Source organism: Arthrobacter sp. sptzw42 (assembly GCF_059089685.1).
In genome coordinates this window covers 143,153-167,287 of the sequence record NZ_JBNHEX010000006.1, presented here as the reverse complement: position 1 = coordinate 167,287, position 24,135 = coordinate 143,153, and the positions used below count along the sequence as shown (strand labels likewise).

Sequence of the window (24,135 nt, the reverse complement as noted above, 5' to 3'; positions counted from 1 at the left end):
GGCAGGGGTGCCCGGCGCATAGAATAGTGCGGTGACTTCCAGCAACGACTCGTTTGTCCATCTCCACAACCACACCGAGTATTCAATGCTGGACGGTGCCGCAAGGCTCGGCGAGCTGTTCGACGAAACCGAACGGCTGGGCATGCCCGCCATCGCCACCACGGACCACGGCTACCTCTTCGGTGCTTTCGACTTTTGGAAGAAGGCCACGGACAAGGGGATCAAGCCGATCATCGGCGTCGAGGCCTACGTGACGCCCGGAACGGCCCGCGGCGACAAAAGCCGTGTGCGCTGGGGCGAGGAGCACCAGCGCAAGGACGACATCTCCGGCGGTGGTTCCTACACCCACATGACCTTGCTCAGCTACAACAACGCAGGCATGCGGAACCTGTTCCGGGCCTCGTCCATCGCCTCGCTGGACGCCGTATTCGGCAAGTGGCCACGCCTGGACCGTGAGCTGCTCAACACCTACTCCGAAGGGCTCATTGCCACCACGGGCTGCCCGTCAGGGGAAGTACAGACCCGCCTGCGGCTGGGCCAATACCGCGAAGCGCTGGAAGCGGCTTCCGAGTTCCGCGACATTTTTGGTGCCGAGAATTACTTCTGCGAACTGATGGACCATGGCCTGGACATTGAACGCCGCGTCACCGGGGACCTGCTCCGCCTGGCCAAGGACCTGAACCTTCCCCTCGTCGCCACCAATGACCTCCACTACACGCACGAGCACGACGCCAAAGCCCACGAGGCGCTGCTGGCCATCCAGTCCGGTTCCACCCTCCTGGAACCCACGTACGACAACGGCGGTTCCCGCTTCGCCTTCTCCGGCAGCGGTTACTACCTGAAGTCGCCGCAGGAGATGAGGGAGCTGTTCCGGGACCACCCGGAGGCCTGCGACAACACCCTCCTCATCGCCGAACGGTGCGAGGTTTCCTTCAACACCGGCGCCAACTACATGCCGCGGTTCCCCTGCCCGCCGGGGGAGGACGAGACCTCCTGGCTGGTCAAGGAAGTGGCCAAGGGCCTGGAGTACCGCTATCCCGGCGGCGTTCCGGACGAAGTGCGCGCGCAGGCCGACTACGAGCTTGGCGTCATTACTTCCATGGGGTTCCCCGGCTACTTCCTGGTGGTGGCGGACTTCATCAACTGGGCCAAGAACAACGGCATCCGCGTGGGTCCCGGACGTGGTTCCGGTGCGGGGTCCATGGTGGCCTACGCCATGCGCATCACCGACCTTGACCCGCTGCGCCACGGACTCATCTTCGAGCGGTTCCTGAACCCGGACCGCGTCTCCATGCCTGACTTCGACGTCGACTTCGATGACCGGCGCCGCTCTGAAGTCATCGACTACGTGACCCGCAAGTACGGCGATGAGCGCGTGGCCATGATCGTCACTTACGGAACCATCAAAACGAAGCAGGCCCTCAAGGACTCCTCACGCGTACTGGGGTACCCCTTCAGCATGGGCGAGCAGCTGACCAAGGCACTGCCCCCGGCCGTGATGGCCAAGGACATTCCGTTGGCCGATATCCAGAACCCGGAAGCCAAGCGCTACGGCGAAGCCGGTGACTTCCGGCAACTGGTCAGCACGGACCCCGAAGCGGCCAAGGTGTTCGAGACCGCGCTGGGCATCGAGGGGCTGAAGCGGCAGTGGGGCGTCCACGCCGCCGGTGTGATCATGTCCTCGGACCCGATCATCGACGTCATCCCCATCATGCGCCGCATCCAGGACGGCCAGGTAATCACGCAGTTCGATTACCCCACCTGCGAGGGCCTGGGCCTGATCAAGATGGACTTCCTGGGTCTGCGGAACCTCACGATCATTTCCGACGCCCTGGAAAACATCAAGATGAACCGCGGCATCGACCTGGACTTGGAGTCCTTGGAACTCGACGACGCCCCGTCCTACGAACTGTTGGCCCGCGGTGACACCCTGGGCGTGTTCCAGCTCGACGGCGGGCCGATGCGCTCACTGCTCAAGCTGATGAAGCCTGACAACTTCGAAGACATCTCGGCAGTGCTCGCGCTGTACCGGCCGGGGCCGATGGGTGCCAACGCCCACACGGACTACGCGCTGCGCAAGAACGGAATCCAGGAAGTCATCCCCATCCACCCCGAACTGAAGGAACCGCTCGCGGAGATCCTGGGCGGAACCTACGGCCTGATTGTGTACCAGGAGCAGGTGATGGCCGTGGCCCAGAAGCTCGCCGGTTACTCGCTGGGACAGGCAGACATCCTCCGGCGCGCCATGGGCAAAAAGAAAAAATCCGAGCTGGACAAGCAGTTCGCCGGTTTTTCCCAGGGCATGCAGGACAACGGCTACTCCATGGAGGCCGTGAAGACCCTCTGGGACATCCTGCTGCCCTTCTCCGACTACGCGTTCAACAAGGCCCACTCAGCGGCATATGGAGTGATCTCCTACTGGACCGCGTACCTCAAGGCCCATTACGCCCCGGAGTACATGGCCGCGTTGCTCACGTCCGTGGGCGATGACAAGGACAAGTCCGCCATCTACCTCAATGAATGCCGGCGCATGGGTATCACCGTGCTCCCGCCGGACGTCAACGAGTCGGCCTTAAACTTCACTCCGGTCGGCAACGACATCCGCTTTGGCATGGGGGCCATCCGCAACGTCGGCGTTAACGTGGTGGAAGCCATGGTGGCCGCCCGCGAGAGTGAGGGCGCCTACACGTCCTTCAAGGACTACCTGATGAAGGTGCCCGCGGTGGTCTGCAACAAGCGGACCATTGAATCGCTGATCAAGTCCGGTGCCTTCGACTCCCTGGGCCATCACCGCCGCGCCTTGGCCATGATCCATGAAGAGGCCATCGATTCGGTCATCACGCTCAAACGGAATGAAGCGATCGGCCAGTTCGACCTCTTCGCCGGCTTCGAGGAAGCCGAATCGGAGTCATCGCTCAGCATCGAGATTCCGGACCTGCCGGAGTGGGAGAAAAAGGACAAGCTTTCCTTTGAGCGGGACATGCTGGGACTTTATGTCTCGGACCACCCGCTGCAGGGCCTCGAAGGGGTGCTGAGCCAGCACGCCGAAATGACCATCACGTCCGTACTGGGCGAGGACGGGCCGCAGGACGGCGCCATCATCACCATCGCCGGCATGATCACCTCGCTCAGCAGGCGCATCGCGAAGGCCAGCGGCAACGCCTACGCCCGGGCAGAGGTCGAGGACCTCGGCGGTTCCATGGAAGTGATGTTCTTCGGCCAGGTTTACGGACCCATCGCCTCGGTGCTCGCAGAGGACCTGATCGTGGTGGTCAAGGGCCGCCTGCAGAAGCGGGACGACGGCGCTATCACCCTCAACTGCATGGAATTGTCGGTGCCGGACCTGAGCGAAGGGCTGAACGGACCGCTGGTGATCACTATGCCCACCCACAAAGCCACGGAAGCAGTGGTCACTGAATTGGGCGATGTGCTCCGGACGCACCGCGGGAACTCCGAAGTGCGCCTGCACCTGCAGGGCGACACCCGGACTGAGATCATGGGCCTGCCGGTCCACCTCCGCGTGAACCCGAGCCCGTCCCTTTTTGGTGATCTGAAGGTACTGCTCGGCCCCGCCTGCCTGGACGCCTGACCGACGCCGGCCAGACGACGGCGGAACTTTCCGCCGTCGTCAGGTGCCGTCTTAACGCCAGGCCGGGGCACCAGCCCTGACTGGCCAGAAGGGGCGGCAGGGTGGGCCTTCTAAATCTCGTAGTCGAGGGGCGCGGGCTGGCTGTAGGCGCCCCCGTGGTAAAGGAGGGGCAACCCGTCCCCGCCTACCTGGCCGTCCACCACCTGCACCACTACAACTGCGTTGTTCTCGAAGGAAAGGCGCATCTGCACCTCGCCGATCAGCCAGCCGGCCACGTCCTTCAGTACGGGTACACCGTGCGGCCCGACGTCCCAGTGGTCGCCTTCAAACCGGTTGCCGGCCCCTGCGAACCTGTCAGCGAGTTGCAGGTTCTCCAGCCCCAGCATGTGGACGCCGAGGTAGGTGGTGTTCGCCACGGCGGGCCAGGACCGGGAACTGCGGGCCATGTTGAAGGTGAAACGGGGTGGCTGCGCTGACAGCGATGCTACGGAAGTGGCGGTAAATCCGAACGGGCTGTCCTGGTAATTGACCGTGATGATGGCAACACCCGCGGCATGGCGGCGGAACATCTCCCTGAACGTCCGCTCGAACGGCACGTCATTTGCGGTCACGGGAACTCCTGATCGTGGGTGGATGTGTGTTCTCCTCTAAGCCTATGGGCCGGTTGGCCAGGCAGGGAATCAGTTGAAGCCCCACGTCCGGCCGTTGGCCCGGCGGAACATTTGTTAAGGTTTGTTGCATGATGAAACCAACCCGCCGCACAGGTCCGCGGCTGCCCTGGGCCATGCTCGCGGTTCCGGCAGCGGCGGGAGTGCCCGCGGGAATCCTCTGGTGGCTCCTGGCGCCCGGCGGCCTGAACCTGATCACCAGGGATCCCGGCCTCGCGGCCGGAACCAATCCGCTGGTCTGGTTGCCGAGGGACCTGACGCTGGCCGCGATCCTCGTCTTCGCCGGGTGCCTGCTGGCCGTGTTTGTGGCGGACAAAAAGCGCCAGGATCCGCAGGCCGCCCTACTGATGGGGCTGGCCGGGGCTCTCTGCGGCGCTGTCCTTGCCTGGCAGGCGGGCCTGCTCTCAGCCCTGCTGTGGGGGCCCGCGGTGGATGCCTCGGCCAACGCGAGCATCGCGTTTTCGTTGCGCTCCCTGCCCGTGCTGCTGCTGTGGCCCGCTGCTACTGCAGTATCCGTCTTTGTGCTGGAGCTGATGCACCTCCTCGGACAAAAGGACAGCGGAGGGAAGGACGAGGGCCGGGCCGGGCGGACGCGGCACGTTGCCTTCGGGCCCGTAAAATAATGCGGTGACCATTTCTTCGGGCTTTCCCGCCACCCCCGCCGCCACCGTGAACTTCCGCACTGTTGATCTTCGCGGCCGCAACCTGACCCTCGCGGAACTTCGCGCCGCCGTGCCGCGCGCGCAGGGCCAGACCATGGCTGACGCCGAAGAGAAGGTCCTTGACATCATCTCTGCTGTACGCCGGCGGGGCTTTGAGGCACTCGGAGAACTCGCCCTTCGCTTCGACGGAGTGGCGCAAGAGCACCCGCTGGTCCCGCGTGAGGCCCTCGCGGCGGCGCTGCAGCAGCTCGACCCCGCCGTCCGGCGGGCGTTGGAGGAATCCATCAGCAGGGCACGGCGGTTCGCGGACGGCCAGCGGCCCCGCGACGTCGAGGTCCAGCTTGGCGACGGCGCGCTGGTGAGCCAGAACTGGGTACCGGTGGCACGCGTGGGGCTCTACGTGCCCGGGGGACTGGCCGTCTACCCGTCCTCCGTGATCATGAACGTTGTTCCGGCCCTCGCCGCCGGGGTGGAGTCGATAGCTTTGGCGTCGCCTCCGCAAAAGGAGTTCGGCGGCCTGCCGCATCCCACCATTCTTGCCGCCGCCGCCCTGCTGGGCATCACCGAGGTGTACGCCATCGGCGGTGCCCAGGCCATCGCAGCCTTCGCCTATGGAGTGACCGCAGCGGAGGCCGGTCCGGCACTGGACCCGGTGGATGTAGTGACCGGACCGGGCAACATCTTCGTTGCGACGGCCAAGCGTCTGGTGAAGGGGGCGGTGGGCATCGACTCCGAAGCCGGGACCACCGAGATTGCCATCCTGGCGGACTCCACGGCCAAGCCTGCCCTGGTTGCCGCGGACCTGATCAGCCAGGCCGAACACGACCCCAAGGCAGCCTCAGTGCTGATCACAGAGTCGGAGGACCTTGCCGCCGCCGTCCGGGTGGAGCTGGACCGGCAGGCGTCGGCCACCAAGCACTCCGCCCGGGTCCGGGAAGCGCTGTCCGGCCCGCAATCCGGGGTGGTCCTGGTAGACGGTTTGGAACAGGGCATCGCCGCCTGTGACGCCTACGCGGCCGAGCACCTGGAGATCATGACCCGCGATGCCGCGGCAGTGGCCACCAGGATCCGTAACGCGGGTGCCATCTTTGTTGGTGATTTCAGCCCCGTGAGCCTCGGGGACTACTGCGCCGGCTCCAACCACGTCCTGCCCACCAGCGGTACAGCTGCCTTCTCGTCAGGCCTGAACGTCACAACCTTCCTGCGGGCCATCCAGGTGGTGAACTACAGCCGGGAGGCGCTGGCGGAAGTAAGCGGCCACATTGTCAGCCTCTCCGGCGCGGAAGACCTTCCGGCCCACGGCGAGGCGGTTACCGCCCGCTTCTCCTGAGCTCGCAGAGCCGGCAGGCACCGTCATGTAGTAGTGCCCACCACTACATGTAGTAATTACAGGGTTGTGATTAGCTCCGTGCCGGACGTAAACTGAAGTCGCTGCGGGCAGGGCCTTGCCTTGCCTGCGGCTTGGACAAGCAACCGTCCACCAAGCGAAGAAGAGCCAGCGAAAGAAGGGACGCCATGTACTGTCCGTTCTGCCGCAATCCCGATTCCCGGGTAGTTGACAGCCGCATGGCGGACGACGGCTCAGCCATCCGCCGGCGCCGCCAGTGCCCCGAGTGCGGACGCCGCTTCACCACGGTGGAAACCACCAGCTTGTCCGTGATCAAGCGTTCCGGCGTAGGGGAGCCCTTTAGCCGCAGCAAGGTCATCAACGGTGTCCGCAAAGCCTGCCAGGGGCGCCCGGTGAGCGAGGACGACCTCGCGCTGCTCGCCCAGGAGGTCGAAGAGCAAATCCGCTCCTCCGGCGCCGCGGAAATTGACGCCCACGAGGTGGGACTCGTTATCCTCGGCCCCCTGCAGAAGCTGGACAAGGTGGCCTACCTTCGCTTCGCGAGTGTCTACCAGGCGTTCGAATCCCTCGAGGACTTCGAAACCGCCATCGCCCTGCTCCGGCAGGAAGCTGCAGAGGGCGCGAACGGCGCCAAAAGCTCCGAAAAGAGCCCCTTATAAGCTCCGGTGGTGGCACTGGAGGGGAAGCCGCAGCCACCACCGGCACCACGCCCGCGCTCAAGGCGCCTGGCGATGGCGGCACCGATGCCCCCGCCGGCACCGGTGGCCGCCAGAACGCCCCATCCCGTACCGGCTGAGGCGCCCCCGCTACTTCGCGAGCTTATGCTTCAGTGCGATTTCGATGGCGGCGCCCACGATGCCGGCCTCATTCCGCAGGACTGCCGGCACGATTGGCGTGCGCAGCTTGAGGTTGGGCAGATATTCATCCGCACGCTTGGAAATGCCGCCGCCAACGATGAACAGTTCGGGAGAGAACAGGAACTCGACGTGGGAGAAGTAACGCTGCAGCAGGACGCTGTACTCGTCCCATGTCAGGCCGTCCCTCTCGCGGGCCACGGCGGAGGCCTTGGTTTCGGCGTCATGGCCGTCAATTTCCAGGTGGCCCAGTTCGGCGTTGGGTACGAGTTGGCCGTTGAAGATGAAGGCTGAACCGATGCCGGTTCCGAGGGTGATTACCAGGACGGTGCCGGCCACGCCCGCGCCCGCACCGTACCGGGCCTCGGCAAGCCCGGCAGCGTCGGCGTCGTTGATGACCTCCACCGGACGGCCCAGGCGCGCCGTCAGGAGGCCGTCGATGTCCGTGTTGAGCCAGCTTTTGTCCACGTTCGCGGCGGAGTGGACCACACCGTGCTGGATGATGCCGGGGAAGGTGACCCCTACGGGGGAGCCGGCAACAGGGGCTTCGGGGCGGGCCGAGAGTTCGGAGACCACCAGCGCCACTGCTTCGGCAACCGCCTCGGGGGTGGCAGGCTGCGGAGTGGGAACGCGGAACCGTTCACCCAGCAGTTTGCCTTTTTTGAGGTCGACGATGCCGCCCTTGATTCCCGTGCCTCCGATGTCGATGCCGATCAGCGGGGCGTTCTTGTGCGACTTTTCGTCCTTCTTGGCCAATGGGTTTCCGTTCGTGGCAGGGGCGGGCAGGGAAGGGGCGGCGGGCAGCCGGCCCCGGGGTGTTGCGTGGCCGGCGGCCTGCCGATGACAGGTGCCGGGCCGGTACCGCTGGAGGGCACGGGTCAGGGCAGGGTAAGGATCTCCGCGCCGGACTCGGTGACCAGGAGGGTGTGCTCAAACTGGGCAGTGCGCTTGCGGTCCCGGGTGACAACGGTCCAGTCATCGGCCCACATGTCCCACTCCACGGTGCCCAGGGTCAGCATCGGTTCGATAGTGAACACCATCCCGGGCTCTATGACGGTGTTGTAGGCGGGGGCGGCATCGTAGTGCGGGATGATGAGTCCGGTGTGGAAGGCTTCGCCTACGCCGTGTCCGGTGAAATCCCGGACCACACCGTAGCCGAAGCGCTTGGCGTACGACTGGATGGCGCGGCCGATCACATTGATCTCCCGGCCCGGGGCAACGGCCTTGATGGCCCGGTTCAGGGATTCCTGCGTCCGCTCCACCAGCAGGCGGGACTCCTCGTCAACATCTCCCACGAGGAAGGTGTAATTGGTGTCGCCATGGACGCCGTCGATGAAGGCCGTGATGTCGATATTGAGGATGTCGCCGTCATTGACCACCGTGGTGTCCGGGATGCCGTGGCAGATGACCTCGTTCAGGGACGAGCACAACGACTTGGGGAACCCGCGGTACCCCAGGGTGGAAGGATACGCGTGATGGTCAAGGAGAAACTCGTGGCCCACCTTGTCCAGCTGATCGGTGGTGACGCCCGGCTCAATGTGCTTACCCACCTCCACGATGGCCTGCGCGGCGATTTTGGCGGCGACGCGGATCTTCTCGATAGTTTCGGCGGACTTGACCTCGGAACCGGTGAACTTCGCCGGTGCCGGCTTGCCGACATACTCGGGGCGGGCGATGGACGCCGGTACGGGACGCTGCGGGCTGACGGTTCCCGGGGTGAGGGTGCCGATGGGTGCAGTCGAGGCAAGGGAAGGCATAGATTGATCATATAAGGCACCACAGAAGGCCTAACAACCGGGAGCCGCGTCTGCCGTGCGCAGTGGTTTAAGTTACGCGCGTCACGCCGCAGCTTCCCTGCCTGCCGGAACGGGGAACAAGGGATGACTGAGTATTGGTACAACATCAAAACCCACGAGGTCGAGGAGGACCGGCTCTCCGACTGGAGCCAGCTGATCGGGCCCTATAAGACCAGGGAGGAAGCGGAACACGCCCTGGAGAAGGTCCGCGCCCGCAATGAAACCTGGGAAAAGGACGACGACGACTGAAGGCCGGCGGCAGGCAGGCCGGCGCCGCCGGCCTGCCTGCCGGACCCTTGGGCTAGAAGGAGTGCTCGGGCCCGGGGAACTGGCCGGACCTGACATCTTCCCCGTAAGACGCGGCTGCGTCCAGGAGCGTATTGCGCAGGTCCGCGTACTGCTTGACGAACTTGGCCATCCGGCCGCCGCGCAGTCCGGCCATGTCCTGCCAGACCAGCACCTGACCCGTGGTTTCCTTGCCGGCGCCGATGCCCACAGTGGGAACGGTGACGGCCCTGTCCACAGCTGCCGCAGTCTCCGCCGGCACCATCTCCATCAGCACGCTGAAGGCGCCGGCTTCGGCCAGGGCAACGGCGTCGTCGATCAGGCGCTGGGCGTCGTCGCCGCGGCCCTGGACACGGTAGCCGCCCAGCGCGTGTTCACTTTGCGGTGTGAAGCCGATGTGGGCCATTACGGGAATGCCTGCCTGCACCATGGCCCGGACTGTGGGAGCGTAGTACTTCCCGCCCTCGATCTTGACGGCGTGCGCCAGGCCCTCCTTCAGGAACCGGACGCCGGCGGCAACGGCCTGCTCGGGGGAAACTTCGTAGCTTCCGAACGGCAGGTCGGCCACAATAAGTGCCCGCCTGGCAGATCGCGCCACTGCCCGGCACAGGGGCAGCAGTTCATCGACGGTGACCGGAAGGCTGGTCTCATTGCCAAAGACATTGTTCGAAGCGGAGTCGCCCACCAGGAGCACCTCGATGCCGGCGGCGTCGAAGATTTCGGCCGTGTACTGCTCATAGGCTGTGAGCATCGCAAACTTCGTGCCCTCGTTCTTGGCCTGCTGGAGGTGGTGGATCCGCACTTTGGCCGGCTTCCGTTCCGGGGCCGGCGGGGCGCCCTGGCCGGGACCGCTGCCATAGGGGGCGGGGACGTCGGCGGACATGCTTTGGTCGGAACTGTTGCTTGAGGCCATGGCATGAGCGTAGTGCGACACCCGCGGTCCTAGCCACCGGCAGCGTCAACCTCAGCGGTGATTCACGCCATAGGGGAAGATTGGCGGCGATCCGGTCGGCGGCCGCCGGCGTCGCGATTCCCCGCCCTTCGTGTTAACGCTGTGTTACGCGGCTGGCAGGCTCCAGCACCGGCGTCAATTGCTTAGTACAGTGTTTGTGAACTGCTGCCGGCTTTCCGCGACCGGGGCATGGACGTTGACCGGAGAAGAGGCCATTAATGGACCGCCAGCAAGAGTTTGTCCTGCGCACAATCGAAGAGCGCGACGTACGTTTCGTGCGGCTGTGGTTCACCGACGTCGTGGGTTCACTCAAGTCCGTGGCTCTGGCGCCCGCGGAAGTGGAAGGCGCTTTCGAAGAAGGCCTCGGTTTTGATGGTTCAGCCATCGAAGGCCTCGCCCGCGTGTTTGAGTCCGACATGCTCGCGCAGCCGGATCCGTCCACCTTCCAGATCCTGCCGTGGCGCGGCGAGACCGAGCAGACCTCCCGGATGTTCTGCGACATCCTCACGCCGGACGGCGAACCCTCCACGGCAGATCCCCGCAACGTACTCAAGCGCACCCTCGCCAAGGCGGCCGACATGGGGTTCACCTGCTACACGCACCCCGAGATCGAGTTTTACCTCCTCAAGTCCCAGGAACCGGGGCCGGACGGCGCGCCGGTGCCCGTTGACGAAGGCGGCTACTTTGACCACGTTCCCGGTGGCGTGGCCCAGGATTTCCGCCGCACGGCCGTGACCATGCTCGAATCCGTGGGTATCTCCGTGGAGTTCAGCCATCACGAGGCAGGACCCGGGCAGAACGAAATCGACCTGCGCTACGCGGATGCCCTCCAAACGGCGGACAACATCATGACGTTCCGGACCATCATCAAGGAAGTGGCGCTCCAGCAGGGGACGTACGCCACATTCATGCCCAAGCCCTTCACCGCGCACCCGGGATCCGGCATGCACACCCACTTCTCCCTGTTCGAGGGTGACACGAACGCTTTTTACGAGGCCGGCGCGGAATTCCAGCTGTCCAAGACCGCCCGCCAGTTCATTGCCGGCATCCTCAAGCACGCACCTGAATTCACTGCCGTGACAAACCAGTTCGTCAACTCCTACAAACGGCTGTGGGGCGGCGGCGAAGCCCCCAGCTACCTGAGCTGGGGGCACAACAACCGCTCCGCCCTGGTCCGGGTTCCCCTTTACAAGCCGGGCAAGGGCCAGTCCGCGCGGATCGAGTACCGCGGGATTGATTCCGCAGCCAACCCCTACCTTGCCTACGCGGTCCTCCTTGGGGCCGGTCTGAAGGGCATCGAAGGCGGTTACGACCTGCCTGCGGCCGCCGAGGACGACGTTTGGTCGCTCAGCTCGGCCGAGCGCCGCGCGATGGGGCATGATCCCCTTCCCGCCAGCCTGCATGACGCCATCCGCACCATGGAGGAGTCCGAACTCCTGCCGCAGATCCTGGGCGAGCAGGTCTTCGAACACTTCCTGCGCAACAAGCGGGCCGAGTGGCAGGACTACAGGCTCCAGGTGACGCCCTACGAGCTGCAACGCAACCTGGCCATCCTCTAGGAGGTGGCGGTGAGCCTCGCGCGGCGACTGATCTCGGCCGGCTTCAGTGATCTGGAGAAGGCCGAGCGGTTCCTCGCTGCCCGTGAGCTCGAAGGACTGGATGAGGACCGGCTCTTTGCGGGGCTGCAGATGGCGGCCAGCCCGGACACCGCCCTGCAGTCCGTGGTGCGGCTGATCGAAAAGCATCCGGACCTTCGGGAGCTGGCCGGAGCAGATCCGGAAACGAGTGAAGCGCTCTACCGCGTGCTGGGTGCTTCGGAGGCGCTGGGGGAGTTCCTCATCCGCCATCCGGAACACCTCGACGCCTTCAAGGTCCGGCCCAGCCCCGAGCCGCTGCAGGCGGATCCGGCGAAGTTGCGCGCGGAACTCCTTGCGTCCGTAGGCGCTGATCCGCGTGCCGCCCGTCCCATTGCCGCTGTCACCGGCATGGAAGCCTACGCAGCTCTCCGGACCGCGTACCGCAGGGGACTGGTGGACCTTGCGGTGAAGGATCTTTGCGCTGCCGATCCGCTGGACTTCCTTCCCTTGGCGGGCGGGGAACTGGCAGACCTTGCCGGCGCAGCGGTGGAGGCCGCACTCGCTGTCTCGCGCGCGGAGGCTGCCGGCCAGTTCAGCGGCCCGCAGGTGGCCGAGATTGGCCTGGCGGTCATCGGCATGGGCAAATGCGGGGCCCGGGAGCTGAACTACATCTCCGACGTCGACGTAATCTACGTAGTGGATGCCGGCAGCCTGGAGGATGCGCAGGCCAGCACCATCGGCACGGCCCTGGCCAGCGGCATATCGCGGGCCATTTCCTCCGTGGCCCGGGAACCCGGGCTGTGGGAAGTGGACGCAAACCTCCGGCCCGAGGGGAAGTCGGGGCCGCTGGTGCGCACCCTGGCTTCACACCGGTCCTATTACGAGCGGTGGGCTGAAAGCTGGGAGTTCCAGGCGCTGCTAAAGGCCCGCACCATCGCCGGCGATGCTGCCCTTGGCCAACAGTACGAGGACGCCATTGCGCCGCTGATCTGGAGCTCAGCCGGCCGCGACGGGTTCGTTGAGTCCGTGCAGGCCATGCGCCGGCGGGTCACGGAGCATATTCCGCAGGCGGAGGAACAACGGCAAATCAAGCTGGGCCGCGGCGGACTCCGGGACGTTGAGTTTACGGTCCAGCTGCTCCAGCTGGTCCATGGCAAGTCCGACGAATCCCTGCGGCGTCGGGACACCACCTCCGCCATCGCGGCACTTTCCGCTGGCGGTTACATTGGGCGCACCGATGCTGCCGCCTTCGACAACGCGTACCGGTACCTGCGGCTGCTGGAGCACCGCATCCAGCTCTTCCAGCTGCGCAGGACACACCTGATGCCGGTGGGAGAGCCCGCGCTGCGTGCGCTGGCCAAGGCCGTGCTGGGGCCGTTTTCCAATGAACGCCCGCACCCGGACGCCCTGCTGGCCGCGTGGCAGAAGACCAAGCGCTCAGTACGTGAGCTTCACGAGCGGATCTTCTACCGGCCCCTGCTCAACACCGCCGCGAAACTCAGCAGCGAGGACGCCAGGCTTACCCCGGAAGCAGCGCAGGGCCGTCTCGCCGCCCTCGGTTACCGGGACCCGAAGGGCGCTATGCGCCACATGGAGGCTCTTACCGCCGGCGTCAGCCGCCGCGCAGCGCTGCAGCGCCAGCTGCTGCCCATCCTGCTCGACTGGCTTGCTGAAGGAGTGGATCCCGACGGCGGCCTGCTCGCCTTTCGCCGGGTCAGCGAGGCTTTGGGAACCACCCATTGGTATCTGGGGATGCTCCGTGACTCCAAGGCGGCTGCTGAGCGGCTGTGCCATGTGCTTTCCAATTCGCGGCTGATCGCGGACCTGCTGGAAGTGTCTCCCGAATCGGTGGCGTGGCTTGGCCATGACAAGGACCTCGTCCCGGTCAGCTTCGAGGCCCAATGGCAGGAAATTACCTCCAAGATGTCCAGGCATGCTGACCCGGAGAGCGCCATGCGTCTGATTCGCTTGATCAGGCGGCGGGAGACTCTCCGGATCGCGATCGCCGATTCTGCCGGGCTGCTGAACCAGGATCAGGTGGGAGCGGCACTGGCGGACACTGACCGGGCGGCGGTACTGGGCGCCCTGCGCGTTGCCGAAGGCGTTGTATCCGCCAAAGGTCCGTTGAAGACCGCTGTCCTGGTGGTTGCCATGGGCCGGCAGGGCGGGCGCGAGATCGGTTACGGGTCTGACGCTGACGTCATGTACGTCCACCGGGCGTTGCCGGGCTTCTCCGAGGCGGAGGCGCAGGAGCAGGCAACACGGATCGTAACCAAGGTTTCCAGCCTCCTGACCCAGCCCCTGAAACCGGCGATCATGGCCGAACGGGTGCTGCAGGTGGACGCCGACCTGCGCCCGGAGGGTAAAAACGGAGCGATGGTGCGCTCCCTTGATTCCTTCGCTGAGTACTACCGGCGCTGGTCGCTCATCTGGGAGGCGCAGGCGCTGCTGCGCGCCCGGCCGATGGCCGGTGACGACGCCCTGGCCGCGGACTTCCTGGAACTCATCAACCCCATCCGGTATCCGGAGTCGGTCTCGGGGCAGGACGTTCGGGAAATCAGGCGGATCAAGGCAAGGGTGGAATCTGAACGCCTGCCCCGCGGCGCGGACCCTGCACGGCATCTTAAGCTCGGCCGCGGCGGGCTTAGCGACGTGGAGTGGCTGGTCCAGCTTCTGCAGCTCCAGCACGCCGGCAAACACCCGGAGCTGCGGACCACCTCCACCATTGAAGCCCTCCAAGCCGCAACCGAAGCCGGTCTGCTGGCCAGGGACGACGCCGACCTGCTGGCGTCGGCCTGGCGCCTGGCCAGCCGGATCAGGTCCGCCAACGTCATCTGGAACGGCAAGGCCTCGGACCTGCTTCCGTCTTCGCGGCGCGACCTGGAAGCGGTGGCGCGCTGGTGCGGCTACGAGCCCGGCCAGGCCGCGGTCCTGGAAGAGGACTACCTTCGGGTCAGCCGCCGTGCCAGAGCCGTTTTTGAACGGGTTTTTTACGGCCATTAGCGTGGCGTTCGCGCCGTTGTCCCCGGCGGGCGGCTGGCACGTGCCAGGGGCCCGGTGCTAGCTTGAGCCCATGACCACCCATATCCGCGTCAACCTCCCCGTCAAGGGTCCGGGGCGCTGCGCGGACTTCTCCGCGGCCCCGGCCTTTTCCTCCAGTCCGCACGCCGGGGCGCCGTCCTGAAGGTTGTGAATGCCGGTGTCTGGCTGATCCCGCTGCGGGACCTCGACGACGACGCCCGCGCCATTCAGCTCGGCGCAGTGGCGGAACTGCAACTTGCGCCGGGCCAGGAGCGGTTCGTGGGCGATCCGCTCAGGATGGCCCTTGCAGGGCTGGCCGAGGAGTCCCGGCGTCCGTACGTCATAGAGTCCCTCGGCCTCGCCGTGGGCGTCCTCACCCTGCAGGCCGGGGCAGCCCGGCTTGCGGGTTGGCGGGACGACGATTCAGCCTGGTTGCTGCGGGGTTTCCTGATAGACCGGCGGCAACAGGGCAAGGGGCTCGGTCCGCTGGGTGCTGCCGCCGCCGTGGCGGCCGCGGCAAACCTCAGCGACCGGCACGGGACTGGTGAGACCGGCGTCGTTCTTTCCGTCAACGAGGCGAACCCGGCGGGACTGTCCGCCTACCGCAAGGCTGGATTCGAAGACCGCGGGCAGTACTCCGGGGGCTCAGCAGGACCCCAGCGCATCATGTTCCGGAGCTTCGGCCGGTCCGGCCGGGCATAGGCCAGGCGGTCCGGCATTGCGCTCAGCCCCGGATTGCTTGATTATGTGGATTGGCGGTGTTCTTCAAACCTTGTTGGGGGGAAGGCTTCCACAGTCTTCGTCTCGGGGGGCACTTGTCAGGGGATCCGGCTCCCGGTCTCAGCACGTCTGGAGCTGGATCCCCACCTACAGCCGCCGGTGGCCGGGCCGGGGCACGCGTAGGCGCCCCTGCAAAAGGCGAGTACAGCCTACTGGTGTTCGGAACCGTCGGGAACGGTTAGATATGAGTGCCGGCAGGTTGGAAGTTCGGTAGCCCCTCCAGCCTCCGCCGGCACCAGGATTGCTGAACGGGGAAGCCGGCGTGCCGGCCCAGAAAGCGGCAGGGTGCCATGCGAATCACAGTACACACCGAGGACGGGCTGGATCCGATGGATTGCCCGCATCAGTTCGTTGGCCGCTGTGAACAATGTTCCGCGGCGGGAGGGCCGGCGGATCCTGCCGGGATGGCCGCTGACGAAATTGCCGATCCCGGCTGGTTCGGGACCGGCGCGCTTGCCGGCTGACGGATCATTTTCGCCCGGGAACTGCAAGGGCCGGTCCCGTGGGGACCGGCCCTTGCAGTAATTCCATTCCAGCGGACTGCCTGCGGACTATGCCCGCTTCACCCGCTTGATCCAGCTAGACGCCGTAGTAGAGCTCGAACTCGTAGGGGTTCGGGCGCAGCGACAGCGGGCGGATCTCGTTTTCGTACTTGTACTCGATCCAGGTGTCGATCAGGTCCTGGGTGAACACCCCGCCGGCCTGCAGGAACTCGTTGTCCTCGGCCAGGGCCTCGAGGGCTTCTTCGAGGGTGCCCGGAGCCTTGGGGATGTCCTTGGCTTCTTCGGCAGGGAGCTCGTAGAGGTCCTTGTCGATCGGTGCCGGCGGTTCGATGCGGTTGCGGATGCCGTCGATGCCGGCCATCAGCTGGGCAGCAAATGCCAGGTACGGGTTGGAGGAGGGGTCCGGTGCGCGGAACTCAATGCGCTTGGCCTTGGGGTTGCTGCCCGTGATGGGGATACGGATACCGGCGGAGCGGTTGCCCTGGGAGTAAACCATGTTGACCGGAGCCTCGAAGCCCTTAACCAGGCGGCGGTAGGAGTTCACCGTCGGGTTGGTGAAGGCCAGGACGGCGGAAGCGTGCTTGAGCAGGCCGCCGATGTACCAGCGGGCGGTGTCGGACAGGCCGGCGTAGCCCTTCTCGTCGTAGAACAGCGGCTCGCCACCGTTCCACAGCGACTGGTGGCAGTGCATGCCGGAGCCGTTGTCACCGAAGACCGGCTTGGGCATGAAGGTGACCGACTTGCCCCAGGCGTCCGCGGTGTTCTTGATGACGTACTTGAACTTCTGCAGGTCATCGGCAGCGTGGGTCAGGGTGGTGAACTTGTAGTTGATCTCAGCCTGGCCGGCGGAACCAACTTCGTGGTGGCTGCGTTCAACCTCAAGACCGGCTTCGTCCAGGGCGACACACATAGCATCGCGCAGGTCGGCCTGCTTGTCCGTGGGGGAGACCGGGAAGTAACCGCCCTTGACGGGGGTCTTGTAGCCGAGGTTTCCGCCTTCTTCCTCGCGGCCGGTGTTCCAGTGGGCTTCCTCGGAATCGATCTTGTAGAAGCTGCCCTGCGGGGAGGACTGGTACTGGACGTTGTCAAAGACGAAGAACTCAGCTTCGGGTGCGAAGAAAGCGGTGTCGGCGATGCCGGTGGAGGCGAGGTAGGCTTCGGCTTTTTCAGCCACGCCGCGGGGATCGCGGTGGTAAGGATCGCCCGTGCGCGGGTTGACGATCGAGAAGTTCAGCGCGAGGGTCTTTTCCATGCGGAAGGTGTCCAGGAACGCGGTGGTGACGTCCGGAATCAGCTGCATGTCGGATTCGGCGATGCCCTGGAAGCCGCGGATGGAGGATCCGTCGAAGAGCTGGCCGTTGATGAAGAAGTCGGCGTCAACGCTCTTGGCCGGCACGTTGAAGTGCTGCTGGACACCCGGCAGATCCGTGAAGCGGATATCGACGAACTTAATATCTTCGTCCTTGATGAACTTGAGGACTTCGTCCGCAGTGGTGAACATCTATGCTCCTAACGCATATGTAAATATCTGGCGTGAAAGCCATCTGATCCAGCGCAATCCGAAGGCAGGGAAAACACAAGGTTTCCCTGCTCTGAGCACCTGCCGGGGGATTTGCTTGAAACTGCTAACAGCCTATGGACGCGGCATTTCCCGTCCGTGTCCACATTGTTTCGGGCAGGTTACAGAATGCCCTGTTAGGGCTACGCTATCGGCAGTCCACACTGTGGTCTAACTGCTTCCACACTCTGGGCTGCGCCTGCCCGGGTAAACTTGGACGGTGGTAGATCGCAAAGACATTGGCTCCTGGCTCACCGGCCCTGACACCTCGGGCATCTCGAAGTATCCCGGTGAAAGGCTTGGGTTGCCGGAGTCCGGACCGGGTTCCATTGCCCGCGCCGGGCGCCGGATCATCGCCATTATGATCGACTGGGGCGTCGCGTTGCTGATCAGCAACTACGCCTTTGCCGGCGACGCGTGGGCCACCCTGGCGATTTTCGCCGTCGAACAAATCCTCCTGGTGGGAACGCTGGGTTACAGCATCGGCCACCGCGTGGCCGGCATCCACGTGCTGAAGGCCGGCGGAGGAGCCCCCGGACCGCTCGCTGCGCTGGTGAGGTCGGTGCTGCTCTGCCTGGTGGTTCCCGCCGTTATCTTCGACCCGGACCACCGCGGCCTCCACGACAAGGCTATGAACACGCTGCTCCTGCGCCGCTAGAAGCAGCGTGTTCAGACGCGGCTTGCTTCCTTCGCTGCGGGAGCACTTGCGGCCGCAGCGGCAAGGTATCCGCGTTTGCCCGCCCATCGCTCGAACCAGAGCGTGGCAAACGGGAAGATTGCGGAAAGGCCGGCAAACAGGGCCACCGGGAACGGCCAGCGCTGCAGCCGCCAGAGCATCAGGGCCGCAATCCCGTAACCCACAAACAACGCACCGTGGATGGGCCCTGCTACCTGCACACCAACCTCCGTGGTTCGCGCAATCCACTTGAAGTACATGCCGGCGAGCAGCGCCGCCCAGCTGAATGCTTCGGCGATCGCGAGAATGCGGAAAGCGCGGAGGACGGCGTTCCTCACGGGGGATTGCACCTGGTCCTGTTGCAGCTGGTCCTGTTCCACTGTGTTCTGTCCTGTCGTTGGGCACTGGCCGGTCAAAAAATTGCCCCGGTTCCGGCAGGTGCCGGAACCGGGGCGCTTGCTTCAGCGTCCGCGGTTGGGACGGGCTTTGTAGGGGTCAATTCCCTTGGGGATGGGGAGCTTGTTGCCCAGCGAAGCAATGCGCTTGGATACGGCGTTGACCTCAAGCTTGGTCAGTTCCTTCTTGAGCTTGCCCATCTTCTTGGCCACCTGGCTGATGGGAACCTGGCCTTCGCCGCGGCCGCTTTCGATGACGTGCACGGTGACGTTGGGCAGGATCCTCGCAAGGCGCTTGCGCTCTGCCTCCAGCAGGGGCTTTACCCGGTGCGTGGGACCTTCGCTGACCAGCACGACGCCGGGGCGTCCGATGGCGCGGAACACGGCGTCCTGCGTGCGGGGGTTGACGGCGACGGGCTGTTCCTCGGTGATCCAGCCGCGCCGCAGGGTTCCCAGTGCAGCGCCCGACGCGCCGGGCTGGTTTTCAATCTGGGCGAAGGCCGCGCGTTCGGCGCGGCGGGAGAGAATCAGCGTGGCGCCCAGCAGGCCCAGCGGGATGCCGATGATCAAGCCGGTGATCCAGTTGTCCAGCCAGAAGCCCACGAGGAAGCTGACAGCAACAACGCCGAGGAAAACCAGCAGCATAAGCCACGGAACCATGGGGTCGTGGCGGCGGGTCATGTTGAAGACCTCACCGATCTGCTTTAGCCGGCTTGGTTTCTTGACCTTTGCTTCTTTCGGCTTGCGGGAGAAGAAGCCACGTTTCACTGCGCTTGAGCCCGCAGGAGTGGGGTTGCTGGAATCAGGGGATTTCGCCATAGTGCCTCAATTCTACGTGACCAAAGTCGAAGGGCCGGCACCGGAGTTCTCCGGTGCCGGCCCTTGGGGGAGACGCGTTTAGAGGGTCAGGAATGCGCTGCGAGCAGTGAGCTGGCTTCCTGGCGGGTGGTGCCGGAGGACTCGATGTGGGCCAGTTCGGCGGGGATTTCCCAGCCTTTCTTCCGCATCGCGGTGGCCCAGAGCCGGCCGGCCCGGTAGGAGGACCGGACCAGGGGTCCGGACATGACGCCGAGGAAGCCGATCTCGGTGGCCTCGTCCTGGAGGTCCACGAATTCCTGCGGCTTGACCCAGCGGTCCACCGGCAGGTGCCGCTCACTCGGGCGCAGGTACTGGGTGATGGTGATCAGGTCACAACCGGCCTCGTGCAGGTCCCGGAGGGCTTCGGAGATTTCCTCGCGGGTTTCGCCCATGCCCAGGATCAGGTTGGACTTTGTCACCATGCCCAGCTTCCGGCCCTGCGTGATCACATCAAGAGACCGCTCGTAGCGGAACGCGGGCCGGATCCGCTTGAAAATCCGCGGCACGGTCTCGACGTTGTGCGCGAACACCTCGGGCCGGGAATCGCAGATCGCAGCGATGTGCTCGGGCTTGCCGGAGAAGTCCGGGATCAGCAGTTCAACGCCGGTGCCGGGGTTCAACTCGTGGATCTTGCGGACCGTTTCGGCGTACAGCCACACTCCCTCGTCCTCGAGGTCATCGCGGGCCACCCCGGTGACGGTGGCGTAGCGCAGCTGCATCGACTGCACGGACCGGGCGACCTTGGTGGGTTCAAACCGGTCCACCGGGGACGGTTTGCCGGTATCGATCTGGCAAAAATCACACCGCCGCGTGCATTCAGACCCGCCGATCAGGAACGTGGCTTCCTTGTCCTCCCAGCACTCAAAGATGTTGGGGCAGCCGGCCTCCTCGCACACCGTGTGCAGGCCCTCTTTCTTCACCAGGTTCTTCAGGCCCACGAACTCCGGGCCCATCTGGACCTTGGCCTTGATCCACTCCGGCTTCCGCTCCACCGGGACAGCCGAGTTGCGCTGTTCAACGCGCAAAAGCTTCCGGCCTTCAGGTGCCAATGTCACAGTAGAGCTCCTTCGTGGGTAGCGACCAGGGCGTCTTCATTCTTGCGCAGTTCTTCGGTGATTCTGGAAACGAGGTCAGCAGGGGCGACGTCATAACCGGTTTCCTGGGCGATGGTTGTGACCCCGGCGTCAGTAATACCGCAGGCAATGATCTGCGTGTACGGGGCGAGGTCGTTGTTGCAGTTGATGGCAAACCCGTGCATGGTGACGCCCTCATGAACACGGATGCCGATAGCGGCGATCTTCCTGTCCGGGCCTTTCCCGTCCGCTTCGAGCCATACCCCTGCCCGGCCCGCGATCCGCACAGCCGCTATGCCGTAGTCCCCGAGGACGGTGATGATGACTGATTCGAGGCGTTCAACGTAGTCGCGAATCCCTGCCCGGTTCTTCAGTTTGATTATGGGATAACCCACCAGCTGGCCGGGTCCGTGCCAGGTCAGTTTGCCGCCGCGGTCCACCGGAACCACCGGCGTGCCGTCGAAAGGGCGTTCGTGGTCCTCAGTCCGTTTGCCCGCCGTGTACACGGGGGCGTGTTCAAGGAAAAGGACAGTGCTCGGCGCCTTTCCGGCGACAACGCTGTCATGGAGTTCACTCTGAATGGCCCAACCGCGGGTGTAGTCGACGTAGTCCGGAGCAAGACCCAGCTGTGAAAACTCAAGAGTCATGGCATCCAGCTTAGACCTTGGGCGGCCACAGGCCGGGTTTAGTGCTTAAGCTCACCGTGCGTGTGCGAGCCGTGCGCCTCTGTGTCCGAAGCCTGTGGATAACTTCTGCACGCAAAGTTGGATTCGACTAGACATGGGGCATGGAAGATCTTCAGGGGATGACGGTGTCCGGCTACGCCATAGGACGGCTGCTGGGACGCGGCGGCAGTGCCTCGGTATGGCTGGCAAGGGAGGAACGCAGCGGCCGGGAGTTCGCCCTCAAGTGCTTCCGCCCGCCGGCCCGCAGGTCTTCGCGCGGTGCAGTGATGACTGAAGAAGGAATCCGCCGGGAGATCCGCATCCTGTCGGTCCTCGATCACCCGCATCTCATCAAAGCCCATGACACTGTGCCGCTGGCAAGCGGCGTGGAAGGCCGCGCCGCACTCATCATGGATTATGCGCCCGGCGGGTCCCTGGCCAGCCTGGTAGCTGCCAGGGGGAAGCTGACTGTTGGGGGAAACGGTGACGGTGCTGACGCCCCTTTTCCAGGTCCTGGCGTATCTGCACGGCAAGGGGTTCACGCACGCGGACGTCTCCCCGGGCAACGTTCTGTTCACGGGCCAGGGTAAGCCGATGCTTTCCGATGTCGGCATCGCCCGGATGCTGGGCGATCCTGCCCCTGGGGCCGGTGCGGGCACCCCGGGATTCATGGACCCGGCGCCGGTGGACGCAGTGCGTGCCGGGCTGCAGCCTGAACGCGACGTCTATTCTGCTGCCGCCCTGGGTTGGTTTTGCCTGACGGGCCGTCCTCCGCAGCGCACCGCGGACCGGCCGCCCCTTACCATCCTGCTTCCCGGGGTCCCCCGGGAACTGGCGGCTGCCTTGGAGTCCGGACTGAACGAGGACCGCCGGCTCCGGCCCACCGCCGCTGCCATGGCCACGGCGGTCTACCGAAGCGCGGAGCCCCTGCCGCTGGACCTTGCACCGGCGGTCCACCCCACCGTTGTGCCGGAACTGGTAACCCGCCTGCATGCGCCGGCAAGCCCCGGCAGCCGGCTCGGCGGGAGGATAAGGGGGTTGCGGCGAAGGCTTACGACGGCGAAGTGGGCACGTCCGTTCGTTCCCCCGGAAAAGCTGCCCTTTCCCGAGCCGAAGATGCTTATGCCCCAGGCTTCCCCGGACGCCCTCAGGACAGGACGCCACGCCCGGCCCAGGGGCAGCCGGCGGCTGCGGCGCAGCATTCTTGCCGGTGCAGCCGCCGCGGCAGTTGCTGCCGCCTGGTGGCTGTCCGGTGGAGGTGTCACCTTCGCCGGTCCCGTTGCGCTGTCGGGGCCTTCGACCGCCGGCCCGGGTACCGCCGCTGCCGGCGAGTCCGCTCCTGCCGGCTCGGGTACCGCCGCTGCCGGCGAGTCCGCTCCTGCCGGCTCGGGTACCGCCGCTGCCGGCGAGTCCGCTCCTGCCGGCCCGGGTACCGCCGCTGCCGGCGAGTCCGCTCCTGCCGAAATGGACCAGCATGCCCTTGCGGTGACGGCTGCAAGGCAGCAGGCAGCGTCCCCGGATCCGGCGGTAGCTGTCCAGGGCCTCGCGCTGCTGAGATCACTGGCTTTTAGCGGAGGACAGCTGGAACTCCTGGACGAGGTGAACCAGCATGGCTCGGGTGCAGCGGCTGCTGATCTCGGCATCAGCGCACGGCTGCGGGAATCCGGCCGCAGGCTGTCCGGATTTTCCACCACGCTGACAGAGGTGCAGGCGGAGGAGGGCGGTAACGGGACCCGCACGGTAGTTGCTGTTACCTCGGCCTCTTCCGCTTATGAGGAAACGGATGGCCAGGGCGATGTGATGGCAACGGGAGCAGCCGCGGCCGGGCAGCGGCTCCGCGTGGTGCTGGTCTCGGTGGACGGCAGGTGGCGGGTCAGCGAGATCCTTCCCGGCACCGGCTGACCCTGCGCTCCTGCAAAAGGAGCCCCTACCTTCCGCCCGCCACCCACTGCGCGGCCTGGGCGAGAGTCGGGTGCTGCCAGGAAAAACCCGCAGAGGACAAAAGGGCAGGCTCCATGCGCTGGCTGGCGAGGAGCAGTTCGTCAGCCAAGTCGCCCATCACCAGGCGCAGCACCGGGGCCGGCGCGCGCAGGGCAGCGGGACGGTGCAGCGCCCTGGCCAGCTCAGCCACCAGGGCGTTCACGTCGGCATCCTCGGGGGCACAAAGGTTGACCGGACCGGTCAGTGGGGATTCCAGCAGGAAGAGGAAAGCTGCCGAGACATCCGGCAGCGTTATCCAGGGCCAGTATTGGCGGCCATTGCCGAAGGGTCCGCCAACACCCAGCCGGATCAGCGGAAGCAACCTGCCCAGGGCGCCGCCGGAACGGCTGAGGACCACCCCGGTCCGCGGAACCACTACGCGGACACCCTGCGGAGCGGTGGCAGCTGCAGCCTCCCACTCCCCGCAGATACTGGCGAGGGCCCCGGTTCCCTGGGGAGCATTCTCACGCAGCACAGTGTTCCCGGCATCGCCGTAGTAACCCGACCCGGACTGGCTGATGAAGACAGGCGGTGGAGAGTCGAGCTGCCGCATTGCCCGTGTAAGCGTCCGGGTGGAGTCCACCCGGGAACTGAAAAGCTCCTTGACCCGCCTGCGTGTCCATGGCCTGTCCCCGATGCCCGCGCCGGACAGATTGATGACGGCCCCCGCACCGGCAAGCGCCGCCGGTTCCAATTCGCCCGCGGCGGGGTTCCACCGTACTTCCATCGCCGACGCCGGCTCGCGCCTGACCAGGGACACGACCTCGTGGCCGGCACCGCGGAAAGCCGCTGACATGTGGGTTCCGATCAGCCCGGAGGCGCCGGCGATGACTATGCGCATGGGGTCCATCACACCACGGCTGGCGCGCCCGCGGCACCTCCAACAGGGTTAACC

Annotated in this window: 22 protein-coding genes; 12 read left to right on the top strand and 10 right to left on the bottom strand. The window is 65.4% G+C overall.

Translation table 11 applies throughout. The features are described 5' to 3' along the window. Positions 1-31 precede the first annotated feature (31 nt). A complete protein-coding gene (gene dnaE / locus AC5RT4_RS10125) occupies positions 32-3,589 on the top strand; it encodes a DNA polymerase III subunit alpha (protein ID WP_494039439.1) in 3,558 nt (1,185 codons plus the stop codon). Positions 3,590-3,699: 110 nt separating this feature from the next. Here dnaE and AC5RT4_RS10120 read toward each other — a convergent pair whose 3' ends face one another. Then, positions 3,700-4,200 (bottom strand): flavin reductase family protein, encoded by a 501-nt coding sequence (locus AC5RT4_RS10120; RefSeq protein ID WP_494039440.1) that lies wholly within the window; start codon positions 4,198-4,200, stop codon positions 3,700-3,702. A 128-nt stretch (positions 4,201-4,328) separates the two neighbouring features. Between AC5RT4_RS10120 and AC5RT4_RS10115 the strand changes: the two genes are divergently transcribed. The 3 genes from AC5RT4_RS10115 (at position 4,329) to nrdR (ending at position 6,926) form a co-directional block, all read left to right on the top strand. Further along, positions 4,329-4,880, top strand: a complete 552-nt coding sequence (locus tag AC5RT4_RS10115) for a hypothetical protein (protein WP_494105630.1) — start codon at positions 4,329-4,331, stop codon at positions 4,878-4,880. A 4-nt stretch (positions 4,881-4,884) separates the two neighbouring features. After that, positions 4,885-6,249, top strand: coding sequence for a histidinol dehydrogenase (gene hisD, locus AC5RT4_RS10110; protein ID WP_494105629.1), 1,365 nt, complete (start codon positions 4,885-4,887; stop codon positions 6,247-6,249). A 185-nt stretch (positions 6,250-6,434) separates the two neighbouring features. Next, on the top strand, positions 6,435-6,926 hold the full coding sequence (gene nrdR / locus AC5RT4_RS10105) for a transcriptional regulator NrdR (RefSeq protein ID WP_494039443.1): 492 nt from the start codon (positions 6,435-6,437) through the stop codon (positions 6,924-6,926). A gap of 147 nt (positions 6,927-7,073) precedes the next feature. On the opposite strand, the gene ppgK is transcribed toward nrdR, so the two are convergent. Together ppgK and map are read right to left on the bottom strand one after the other, a co-directional pair. Further along, entirely contained in the window at positions 7,074-7,877 is an 804-nt protein-coding gene (gene ppgK / locus AC5RT4_RS10100) for a polyphosphate--glucose phosphotransferase (RefSeq protein ID WP_494105628.1), read from the bottom strand. A gap of 122 nt (positions 7,878-7,999) precedes the next feature. After that, on the bottom strand, positions 8,000-8,878 hold the full coding sequence (map, locus tag AC5RT4_RS10095; protein WP_494105627.1) for a type I methionyl aminopeptidase: 879 nt from the start codon (positions 8,876-8,878) through the stop codon (positions 8,000-8,002). A 123-nt stretch (positions 8,879-9,001) separates the two neighbouring features. Here map and AC5RT4_RS10090 point away from each other — a divergent pair, with 123 nt between their 5' ends. Further along, positions 9,002-9,166: an SPOR domain-containing protein gene (locus AC5RT4_RS10090; protein WP_494105626.1), complete on the top strand. Its 165-nt coding sequence runs from the start codon at positions 9,002-9,004 to the stop codon at positions 9,164-9,166. Positions 9,167-9,218: 52 nt separating this feature from the next. Here the strand turns inward: AC5RT4_RS10090 and panB are convergent, their stop codons facing one another. Continuing rightward, a complete protein-coding gene (gene panB / locus AC5RT4_RS10085; protein WP_494105625.1) occupies positions 9,219-10,115 on the bottom strand; it encodes a 3-methyl-2-oxobutanoate hydroxymethyltransferase in 897 nt (298 codons plus the stop codon). Positions 10,116-10,372: 257 nt separating this feature from the next. Between panB and glnA (AC5RT4_RS10080) the strand changes: the two genes are divergently transcribed. The 4 genes from glnA (AC5RT4_RS10080) (at position 10,373) to AC5RT4_RS10065 (ending at position 15,996) form a co-directional block, all read left to right on the top strand. Further along, the gene (gene glnA / locus AC5RT4_RS10080) at positions 10,373-11,713 is read left to right on the top strand and encodes a type I glutamate--ammonia ligase (RefSeq protein WP_494039448.1); all 1,341 of its coding nucleotides are present in this window, start codon (positions 10,373-10,375) and stop codon (positions 11,711-11,713) included. A 9-nt stretch (positions 11,714-11,722) separates the two neighbouring features. Continuing rightward, entirely contained in the window at positions 11,723-14,734 is a 3,012-nt protein-coding gene (locus AC5RT4_RS10075) for a bifunctional [glutamine synthetase] adenylyltransferase/[glutamine synthetase]-adenylyl-L-tyrosine phosphorylase (protein WP_494105624.1), read from the top strand. A 186-nt stretch (positions 14,735-14,920) separates the two neighbouring features. Continuing rightward, positions 14,921-15,454: a GNAT family N-acetyltransferase gene (locus AC5RT4_RS10070; RefSeq protein ID WP_494105623.1), complete on the top strand. Its 534-nt coding sequence runs from the start codon at positions 14,921-14,923 to the stop codon at positions 15,452-15,454. 368 nt (positions 15,455-15,822) lie between these two features. After that, positions 15,823-15,996: a hypothetical protein gene (locus AC5RT4_RS10065; protein ID WP_494105622.1), complete on the top strand. Its 174-nt coding sequence runs from the start codon at positions 15,823-15,825 to the stop codon at positions 15,994-15,996. A gap of 115 nt (positions 15,997-16,111) precedes the next feature. Here the strand turns inward: AC5RT4_RS10065 and glnA (AC5RT4_RS10060) are convergent, their stop codons facing one another. Beyond that, positions 16,112-17,536: a type I glutamate--ammonia ligase gene (gene glnA, locus AC5RT4_RS10060; RefSeq protein ID WP_494039452.1), complete on the bottom strand. Its 1,425-nt coding sequence runs from the start codon at positions 17,534-17,536 to the stop codon at positions 16,112-16,114. Between the two features lie 277 nt (positions 17,537-17,813). Between glnA (AC5RT4_RS10060) and AC5RT4_RS10055 the strand changes: the two genes are divergently transcribed. Beyond that, positions 17,814-18,251: an RDD family protein gene (locus AC5RT4_RS10055; protein ID WP_494039453.1), complete on the top strand. Its 438-nt coding sequence runs from the start codon at positions 17,814-17,816 to the stop codon at positions 18,249-18,251. An 11-nt stretch (positions 18,252-18,262) separates the two neighbouring features. On the opposite strand, the gene AC5RT4_RS10050 is transcribed toward AC5RT4_RS10055, so the two are convergent. From AC5RT4_RS10050 to lipB, 4 genes are all read right to left on the bottom strand, one after another. Then, positions 18,263-18,649: a DUF3817 domain-containing protein gene (locus AC5RT4_RS10050; RefSeq protein ID WP_494039454.1), complete on the bottom strand. Its 387-nt coding sequence runs from the start codon at positions 18,647-18,649 to the stop codon at positions 18,263-18,265. A gap of 81 nt (positions 18,650-18,730) precedes the next feature. Beyond that, positions 18,731-19,483: a DUF4191 domain-containing protein gene (locus AC5RT4_RS10045; protein ID WP_494039455.1), complete on the bottom strand. Its 753-nt coding sequence runs from the start codon at positions 19,481-19,483 to the stop codon at positions 18,731-18,733. 86 nt (positions 19,484-19,569) lie between these two features. Beyond that, complete coding sequence (gene lipA, locus AC5RT4_RS10040; RefSeq protein ID WP_494105621.1) at positions 19,570-20,577, bottom strand: lipoyl synthase; 1,008 nt, start codon at positions 20,575-20,577, stop codon at positions 19,570-19,572. After that, complete coding sequence (lipB, locus tag AC5RT4_RS10035; protein WP_494105620.1) at positions 20,574-21,242, bottom strand: lipoyl(octanoyl) transferase LipB; 669 nt, start codon at positions 21,240-21,242, stop codon at positions 20,574-20,576. The genes lipA and lipB overlap by 4 nt, the downstream gene beginning before the upstream one ends. A 140-nt stretch (positions 21,243-21,382) precedes the next feature. Here lipB and AC5RT4_RS10030 point away from each other — a divergent pair, with 140 nt between their 5' ends. Both AC5RT4_RS10030 and AC5RT4_RS10025 read left to right on the top strand, forming a co-directional pair. Beyond that, positions 21,383-21,850: a protein kinase domain-containing protein gene (locus AC5RT4_RS10030; RefSeq protein ID WP_494105619.1), complete on the top strand. Its 468-nt coding sequence runs from the start codon at positions 21,383-21,385 to the stop codon at positions 21,848-21,850. Then, complete coding sequence (locus AC5RT4_RS10025; protein ID WP_494105618.1) at positions 21,750-23,162, top strand: protein kinase domain-containing protein; 1,413 nt, start codon at positions 21,750-21,752, stop codon at positions 23,160-23,162. The genes AC5RT4_RS10030 and AC5RT4_RS10025 overlap by 101 nt, the downstream gene beginning before the upstream one ends. A gap of 25 nt (positions 23,163-23,187) precedes the next feature. Here the strand turns inward: AC5RT4_RS10025 and AC5RT4_RS10020 are convergent, their stop codons facing one another. Next, positions 23,188-24,081 carry a TIGR01777 family oxidoreductase gene (locus AC5RT4_RS10020; RefSeq protein ID WP_494105617.1) on the bottom strand — a complete coding sequence of 298 codons (894 nt, stop codon included), beginning with the start codon at positions 24,079-24,081 and terminating at the stop codon, positions 23,188-23,190. Positions 24,082-24,135: the final 54 nt, after the last annotated feature.